Annotated in this window: 7 protein-coding genes; 4 read left to right on the top strand and 3 right to left on the bottom strand. The window is 48.0% G+C overall.

Features of this window, described 5'->3' with window-relative positions; translation table 11 throughout:
• Nucleotides 1-211 precede the first annotated feature (211 nt).
• From Q1B11_RS19675 to Q1B11_RS19660, 4 genes are all read left to right on the top strand, one after another.
• Complete coding sequence (locus Q1B11_RS19675; protein ID WP_299735618.1) at nucleotides 212-1,510, top strand: inosine/guanosine kinase; 1,299 nt, start codon at nucleotides 212-214, stop codon at nucleotides 1,508-1,510.
• 58 nt (nucleotides 1,511-1,568) lie between these two features.
• Nucleotides 1,569-2,981, top strand: coding sequence for a PfkB family carbohydrate kinase (locus Q1B11_RS19670; RefSeq protein ID WP_299735617.1), 1,413 nt, complete (start codon nucleotides 1,569-1,571; stop codon nucleotides 2,979-2,981).
• Between the two features lie 103 nt (nucleotides 2,982-3,084).
• Complete coding sequence (gene pdxH, locus Q1B11_RS19665; protein ID WP_299735615.1) at nucleotides 3,085-3,723, top strand: pyridoxamine 5'-phosphate oxidase; 639 nt, start codon at nucleotides 3,085-3,087, stop codon at nucleotides 3,721-3,723.
• 10 nt (nucleotides 3,724-3,733) lie between these two features.
• Complete coding sequence (locus Q1B11_RS19660; protein ID WP_299735612.1) at nucleotides 3,734-4,627, top strand: hypothetical protein; 894 nt, start codon at nucleotides 3,734-3,736, stop codon at nucleotides 4,625-4,627.
• 6 nt (nucleotides 4,628-4,633) lie between these two features.
• On the opposite strand, the gene Q1B11_RS19655 is transcribed toward Q1B11_RS19660, so the two are convergent.
• The 3 genes from Q1B11_RS19655 to Q1B11_RS19645 are packed head-to-tail and all read right to left on the bottom strand — an operon-like array spanning nucleotide 4,634 to nucleotide 7,769.
• The gene (locus tag Q1B11_RS19655; protein WP_067521238.1) at nucleotides 4,634-4,876 is read right to left on the bottom strand and encodes a GrxA family glutaredoxin; all 243 of its coding nucleotides are present in this window, start codon (nucleotides 4,874-4,876) and stop codon (nucleotides 4,634-4,636) included.
• Between the two features lie 35 nt (nucleotides 4,877-4,911).
• Complete coding sequence (locus Q1B11_RS19650) at nucleotides 4,912-7,122, bottom strand: GNAT family N-acetyltransferase (protein ID WP_299735609.1); 2,211 nt, start codon at nucleotides 7,120-7,122, stop codon at nucleotides 4,912-4,914.
• 5 nt (nucleotides 7,123-7,127) lie between these two features.
• Nucleotides 7,128-7,769 carry a peptidylprolyl isomerase gene (locus tag Q1B11_RS19645; protein WP_299735607.1) on the bottom strand — a complete coding sequence of 214 codons (642 nt, stop codon included), beginning with the start codon at nucleotides 7,767-7,769 and terminating at the stop codon, nucleotides 7,128-7,130.
• Between the last annotated feature and the right edge of the window lie 259 nt (nucleotides 7,770-8,028).

Below are 8,028 nucleotides of genomic sequence, written 5' to 3'. Positions count from 1 at the left end.
TCAGAAATTGATCGCTGGTGCTTTTTTTCATTAAATCAGTTCATTTTTTACCCACAGATATCCCTGAAGAGCCAATAGATAGAGGACTTAACTGTTTTGACGACTTTTTACCAAGAGCAGACTTAACTATGTTCATTGATGAACGCTGGAAATTTTGCGCTTTTTCGTAGAAAATCCCGCTTTTCCTTTTTCCCGTCAGACAGTCCTTCCCATGAAATTCCCCGGTCGCCGAAAGATCAAGCATTACTTCCCGGTCAACACCAACAACCGCTTCGACATGGAGAGTTCGGTGTTTGGTCAGACCAACACCTACGTCTGTGGTATCGACCAGAACCTGGTGGACATCACCGCCCGTGTCGACCTTTCCGTTCTAAACGACTTTGGTTTAGACAAAGGCGCTTCTCAGTGGATTGATGATGACACCGCCAATCGTCTCTACGAGTTCCTGACCGACAATGAGTTGATCGAAGATCAGTTTGCCGGCGGCACCATTGGCAACACACTGCACAATTATTCAGTGCTGGCAGACGACCGCTCGGTTCAGTTTGGCGTGATGAGTACTAACATTCATGTGGGCGATTACGCCTATCGTTATCTTTGCAATACCAGCAGCAAAGTAGACCTGACTTATCTTCAACCGGTGAATGGCGCGATTGGTCGCTGCTTCGCCTTAATTACTGACGACGGTGAACGTACGTTTGGTATCAGCCCGGGTCTGATGAATCAGCTCAGCTCTGAGTTTATTAATGAAGAGATTATTGCCGAATCTTCTGCGCTGGTATTGTGTGCATACACCTTAGCCAATCCGGAACTGCCCATCTACCACGCGATGATTCACGCGGCTGAATTAGCGCGAAAGCATGACGTCCCTGTCATTTTGACATTGGGCACCCGTGGTCTGGTGAAAGCCATCAAAGAACCGTTGCTGAGATTTATGAACGACTACGTCAATGTAGCGGCCATGAATGAAGAAGAGGCAGAAGCGCTTACCGGTGAATCTGACCCGGTTCAAGCTTCCGAAAAAATGCTGCAGTATGTTGATATGGTTCTGCTGACCGCCGGTGCTGAAGGGCTTTACCTCAGTGGTTACACTGAGAAATCCCTGGCTCGAGAAACGGACAACCCGATTCGTTCCGGCGCCATCAGTGACTTCAACCGTTTTGAATTCAGCCGTCCTCTCTTTCAAAAAGACTGCGAAGAACCCATGAAGGTGTATTCGCACATCAGCCCTTATATGGGCGGGCCCAAGAACATTAAAAACACCAACGGTGCCGGCGACGGCGCGTTAGCCGCCTTGATTCATGATATGGCAGCCAACCATTACCACCGACTGGTGCTACCAACGTCCAGCAAGCACAATAAGCAGTGGATTACTTACTCTTCATTTGCACAAGTGTGCAAATATGCAAACCGGGTCAGTTTTGAAGTGCTGGCTCAGAGTTCTCCCCGATTGTCGCGGGCACTGCCTGAGCGGGAGATGAGCCTGGAAGACAGTTACTGGGATCAGTAGTAAAAAATTGAACTTAATTGTTTATCCAAAGGACTAAAAGGTTATTTGGATAAACAACATGCTATATGTCGCTGTAAAATATTCTGCATTCCTAAGCGCCGCTCATAGACCTCTAAATCAACACTTGCTTAAAGCGAGCCCTGTCATTCACAAACCCGTTAGAGAAAGCCCCTCCCCACATAAATTCTCCACTAGACCAGAAACTTACGGCTCTGAATGCGACAGAACGAACAAATGCCATAACTCCACCCCAATTCATCTGCGCGACATTCAAAAAAAACTCGAATTACCAACCCCTTATAAACATATCGCCTGCGGTATTGATCAAACGATTTTCGATATAACCATTACCGGGGTTGATGACTCAGTGCTGGCAAAATTAGGGCTTCAAAAAGGCCAATCTCAACTTATCAATCAAAATCAATCGGAACAGCTGGAAAGGCTAATCAACAATAACAAAAAAGCCTGTGTTGAAAATGCAGGTGGCACCATCGGTAATACATTGCACAACACCTCAGTTCTTTCCGGCGCCTCAACCACATTATTTGGAGTGATCAGTGAGGCCTTACCAGGCAACCGTGCCTTTCATTATTTGCGCAATAGCTTTAATGGTATGAATTTAAACGATCTTTGCCTTATTCAAGGAGGACAAATTGGATGTGCCTATACGCTGATTTCTAATGATAGCGAACGTACTTTTGGTGTATCTCTCGGCGATGTTAATCAGCTGGCCGCTGAAGCCATCAAAGCGTCGGTCATTAAAGAATCCTCTTGCCTGATTATGTCAGCGTACCCATTAGCGGATGAGAGCCAACCGATATATGCCGCATCGCAGCGTGCAGTAGAACTTGCCCATCAATACCACAAACCCATTATTATGACCCTGGGCAGTGCAAATCTTGTGCAACATATGACGACTGAACTGCAGAACTATCTATCCAAACATATCATGGTCGCCGCCATGAATGGAGATGAAGCACAAGCGCTCACAGGGAAACGGGATATTCCGGCAGCTGCCATGAAGGTGCTTGACTATACAGACCTGGCACTCATCACTGATGGAAAAAATGGACTGTATTTCTGTGGTTATATTGATCGCCCATATGCTTTTCAACCCTACGAATACCAAAATAATGGGTGCGATCCAGAACAAATCATAAAAATCAATGAATGCACTAATAATTATCCGGCACTTAAAAAAAACTGCCTGTCACCCTACAAAATCGTTTGTCATGAACCCGCCTGCATGATAAACCGAGACATGACCGTCAACACCAATGGAGCAGGAGATGCCGCAATGTCGGCACTGATTCATTGCCTGCGTATTAGCGACAATCCTTTTTCACCCGACAACAAAGGATCGGCACTGCCGTTAACCCATACTACGTTTTCAGAAACAGCCATGTACGCCAATCGGGTCAGTAAACAGGTTGTGCAACAAGTGTCTCCAAGGTTATTGAAAGCTCTATAGGTGAACAAACAACACCACCAAAACCATTCCGGGAGTCGCTGAAAGTGGCGCTGTAACCTTCAGCCAGTTACAATCATCAGTCATTATCTAAGACCGTGCCGCCATGGATATCAGTCACTTAAGAGAAGAGTACACTCAAGCAGGCCTCAACCGGGACAACCTCGATGAGAACCCGTTTGCCCAGTTTGAGTTATGGTTTCAACAAGCAGAACAGGCACAACTGCCTGAGCCCAACTCCATGAGTTTGGCGACAGCTGACGCTGACGGCGTTCCTTCTTTAAGAACTGTGTTGCTCAAATATTTTGATGATTCCGGTTTTGTATTCTTCACTAACTACAGCAGCAATAAATCCAAAGACATCACCAGCAACCCACAAGTTGCCATTATGTTTCCCTGGATTCCCCTTGAACGACAGGTCATTGTGCGCGGCCGGGCAGAAAAGATTTCTACCGCTGAATCTCTGAAATACTTCACCAGTCGTCCGGAAGGCAGCCAGCTTGGTGCCTGGGTTTCTCATCAAAGCTCGGTCATCACTGGCCGCAAAGTGCTGGAGATGAAGCTGGAAGAAATGAAACGTAAATTTAAAGAAGGAAAAATCCCACTGCCGGATTTCTGGGGTGGCTATCGCGTCGTGCCTGAGAAAATCGAATTCTGGCAAGGACGACCAAGCCGACTCCATGATCGCTTCCTCTACACACGACTTCCGTCGAACGATTGGCAAATAGAGCGGTTGGCACCTTGAGGATTCGAACATGAGTCAGGAAGCTGCAGCACGCATTGCCGTCAGAGAGTCTCTGATTGATCTGGTCAATCAAAACCGGACGTTTCGAGAAGCGGTCGAAGCGGATAACGGCTTACCGGTCTGGATTATGGAAGCCGGAGAGAACGACGACGCCCGCTCAATGGCGGCAAATGCTGCGACGAAACTGACGTATCTCGAAACACAGAATAAACAGGAAACCGCAAGGCTGACGGGTTTGATTGGTGTCTCTGCCGCCACGATGGAACTTGGGCAACAACTGAATCAGTGTCGTGACGATTTCAAAACAGCCATCGCCAATTTTCGTAAGCTCTTTGGCGACAGCGTCGAAGCCATTGAACAGGCATCGGAAGATTTACGAGATGGGTTATTAGGTGGTTTACAGATCAAACATCTGCATTTTGTGCAATGCTACCGGCAACTGAAACTGTTTCCCGAACCGCCAAAGCGCGTTGGTTTCAGCTGGGCTGCCAGCCACAGCGGTACCGTTCGACTAACGGCAGAAGAAGCCATTGAGCACTTCCAGAAAAAATACATCGCCTCCGTTGCCATCAATGACGATATACGGCTATTGGAAGGTATGCCAAAGACAGAAGTCGTTATTATCAAGCGCATACTGGCTCCCCATCTGCGAGCCAACATCACCTGGTCAAATGATATAAAAGCACTGAGGGATACCGATGCCACTCTGAAGAAACATTATCCGGCACAAATCAACTCACCTTTGCCGTTGTTTATTCAGCTGACTCCCGGACAGCCGCTACCGGAATTCAACCGTATCCGACCTTTTGATGCAACAGCCAGACAGGAACGACTGCAACGCAGCGATGCCCGCCTGGTGAAAATCAACGACAATCCTCATTCAAGGATTTATCGCTACGCCTGATAAAAGTCAGGCTTCCAGCGAAGGCAGATAAGCTTCCAGATCCGTACACCCACCGACGTATTGTTCACCGTGAAAAATCTGCGGCACGGTTTCTACGGTTTTACCCACGGTCTTGGAGAGATCCGCCTTGCTGATACCTTCTTCGTAGATATCAACGTACTTATAAGGATACCCTTTTGCATCCAACAACTGCTTGGCACGAACACAGAAGCCGCAACCCGGGCGACCAAAAACAGTAAACCTTTCCATTATGATGCTCCATTGGATTAGTAATCAGGATCGCACTATAACGCTAAGAGATGGCCTTTGGCATTCAAAATTTTTACCGCCTCTCTTAGGGCCGTACGTCCCTGCTTCTCACCAGAATAATCACAGGCTCTAACCACTGATGCCCATGACTGATTCTGCAGAACACGCCGCACCAGAAGACTGACATCCACAGCTTCAGGCGTATCGGACAAAATAATCAGAACAACGGCTTTTTTGATAGCGTGAACACAGTTTTCATATTGCCGCCGACCTTCACAAAAGGAATATAATTCCTGCCGGTCACGCTCTGACAACTGCCAAAGCCCGTGACGTTGAACATCATCAGACAAACTCTTGAAGAGCGCCGCCACCAGTTCAGGATCAAAATCACGCAGCTCATCCATTAACAACCAGTGGAACTGGTCAATAAAAGCCCCTTTGGCTGCTGCAACCAATTGACTGCCAGCCGCCGAAATGGGTTTTAGCATCATGGCAGAATGAGTACCACTGGCCGAATCTCGGGTCAGCCCGACTCTGACAGGCTTGTAACCAGAATCCGACCAAAACGTCAGAAGGTCCTTAGTTACACCGTACAGGGTTCCTAAATAATCAATCCCCTGCTCTTTTGCATAGTCCTGAAAAGCAATCAGCATCTCCCTTCCCAACCCAGAGCGCTGGCAACTTGGATGAACAGCAATTCGAATCACCCGCATACCCGACAATGCAATAGCATCCGGCAAACCAAGATGATTACTCAGGGACTGAGGCAAAAGATGGCCACGCACCCTCCGCTGACCAAGCCAGATACCGTCCTTCAACTCGGGTTCAATACCACCTTCCCTTGCGGCAAGCAGCACGCCCACCAATTTTTTTTGGGGAGAAAAAAGACCGAAGGTTGATATATTGCCGCCGTCCAATAATTGTCTTAAATCGAACGGACTGGTTTGGTAATGAGCCAGCACCAAAAGACCAAATAATTGCTGCAGCAACGTTTCATCAGCAATCAGCGCCTGCGGTGACAACTCACGGAACTGACAAAGCCTTGGGTCAAAGGATTCGTCTTCGCCGATCTCAACAGGCGTCGCATTTAATAACAACGCGGAAAACACAAACGCTTCCAGAGTATCTCCTACCCGCCACCGGACGGGCTCCGTCAACCTGGTTTCCTGCCATTGAGGTGCTTGCTCATTGAGTATCTTTTTAAAACGTATGGCAAAACCACGTCCAGTGCCTTCGTAGCCATGAACCGTGGTCGCATAAACAAGACGGCTGTAATTCTGCAGCATAATTTCCAGCAACGGCGAAGGAATAGCAGCAGCCTCATCCACCAGCAATAATGAGGTTTCCGGTTGGGTGCGAATAAGATCATCTGGCGAAATAAAGCGCACTTTTGCCATCAGTTCAGCACTGCTTTTTCCCAGCTCATGGCTATTTCCCAGCTCATGTTGCAGATGGAAAAAAAAGACATCTGCCGTTTTTCTTGCCGGAGCAGTAATGAGAATTTGCTCAACCCCTTCTTTAAGCAGCTGCGCTGCGGCAATGCCCAACGCAGCACTTTTACCTCGACCACGGTCTGCAGTCATCACCAAAGGGCGACGACGATGGCCTCGTACCACTTTATGTATCGCCTCAACGGCTTGCTGTTGGGATAATGTTTTGTAGGGTGACGAAGCAATATCCTGCGGAATATCAGACGATGGCGACTGTTGTTGAATCCGAACTTCACCACTCTGACACCAGAGCGATAACTGATCAGAAGTGCGAACCAGAACAGACAACCTCTGCAAATACCAACCTGAAACCGCTTCCTCCGATTGGGGGTACACCTGCATCCGTCGATGTTCCGGATCGGCATAATAACGCCAGTCATTCAGCGGCGGCACGAGCAGAACGAACAAACCACCGGCGCATAATGTGCCGCTGATCGCCCCAAACGCATCCACATCAAAACCGGCGAACGCATCAAAAATAATATGCTGATGCTCTCGACCTAACCGTTCACGGGTTTTGTTTGCTTTTATGAGCTCAATATTGGCAAGGTCGGCATAGCCTAAAGCTGGCAACTCTCCCTGCTCGCCAACCCACAGTAATTTTTCATTATTTAACAGTCGTACGACTTCTGACGCCTGATCAAAACACCAGCTCTTTTCACCGGAGAGCACTAACAAACGACGCTGGCCACATTGACTGGCTGCCGCTGTAAGAGACCGAACCAGATCTTGAATAACCGAAGTCGACTCATCCATAGCGATCAGGACTCTTTCACCTCAGAATCCCCATTGTCGGATTCATCCAGCAACAGATAGGCTTTTTCAATCACTACCGGCTCAACAGGAACATCACCATAAGGGCCTCTGTTGCCAGTCTTTACACGGGCAATCTGGTCAACAATGTCCATCCCTTCAACTACACGCCCAAAAACCGTGTATCCGGGCTTGCGGGACTGACCATCCAGAAAATGATTGTCTTTCAAATTAATAAAGAACTGCGACGTGGCGCTATCAACAATCTGTGTGCGAGCCATCGCTACGGTTCCACGATGATTTTCTAGACGACCACGCTGCATGGATTCATTTTTAATGGGTTTCTCAGTTTCTTTCTGAGTCATGTCCGGCGTAAAGCCACCGCCTTGAACCATAAAACCATTAATCACCCGGTGAAAAATCAAACCGTCGTAAAAGCCGTTGTCCACATAGTTAATAAAATTACTGACCGAAACAGGCGCTTCGGCTTCCGCCAGATCAAGGACGATGTTGCCTTTATTGGTCTGCAGAACAACCTGGCTCACAGCATCAACAACCGACGCTGGCTTGCCACCCTGCTCTGTCGCCAGAGTATAACCACTCACCATGATAAACAGGCTGGCCAGCAACCACTTTCCAAATACGTTCATTTCTCACCCTTGAATCGTTACATGTTCGTTAATAGTAAATGCACTGAAGGCAAAACAAAAAGCGCATTACATAATAACCGAGTACATGAAGCAGGAAATAGAAATATGCGCTGCGAGGTCTTGCAAATAGCGAGCTATTGGGTAATATACGCAGCGTCTTGAGGGATCACTCCATTCAAGACCGCGTCGGAGCGTAGCGCAGCCTGGTAGCGCACCACAATGGGGTTGTGGGGGTCGGAGGTTCAAATCCTCTCGCTCC

Source organism: uncultured Endozoicomonas sp. (assembly GCF_947495845.1).
Classification (GTDB): domain Bacteria; phylum Pseudomonadota; class Gammaproteobacteria; order Pseudomonadales; family Endozoicomonadaceae; genus Endozoicomonas.
The sequence above is the reverse complement of the archived record's forward strand: the minus strand, read 5'-3'. Positions and strand labels throughout refer to the sequence as shown.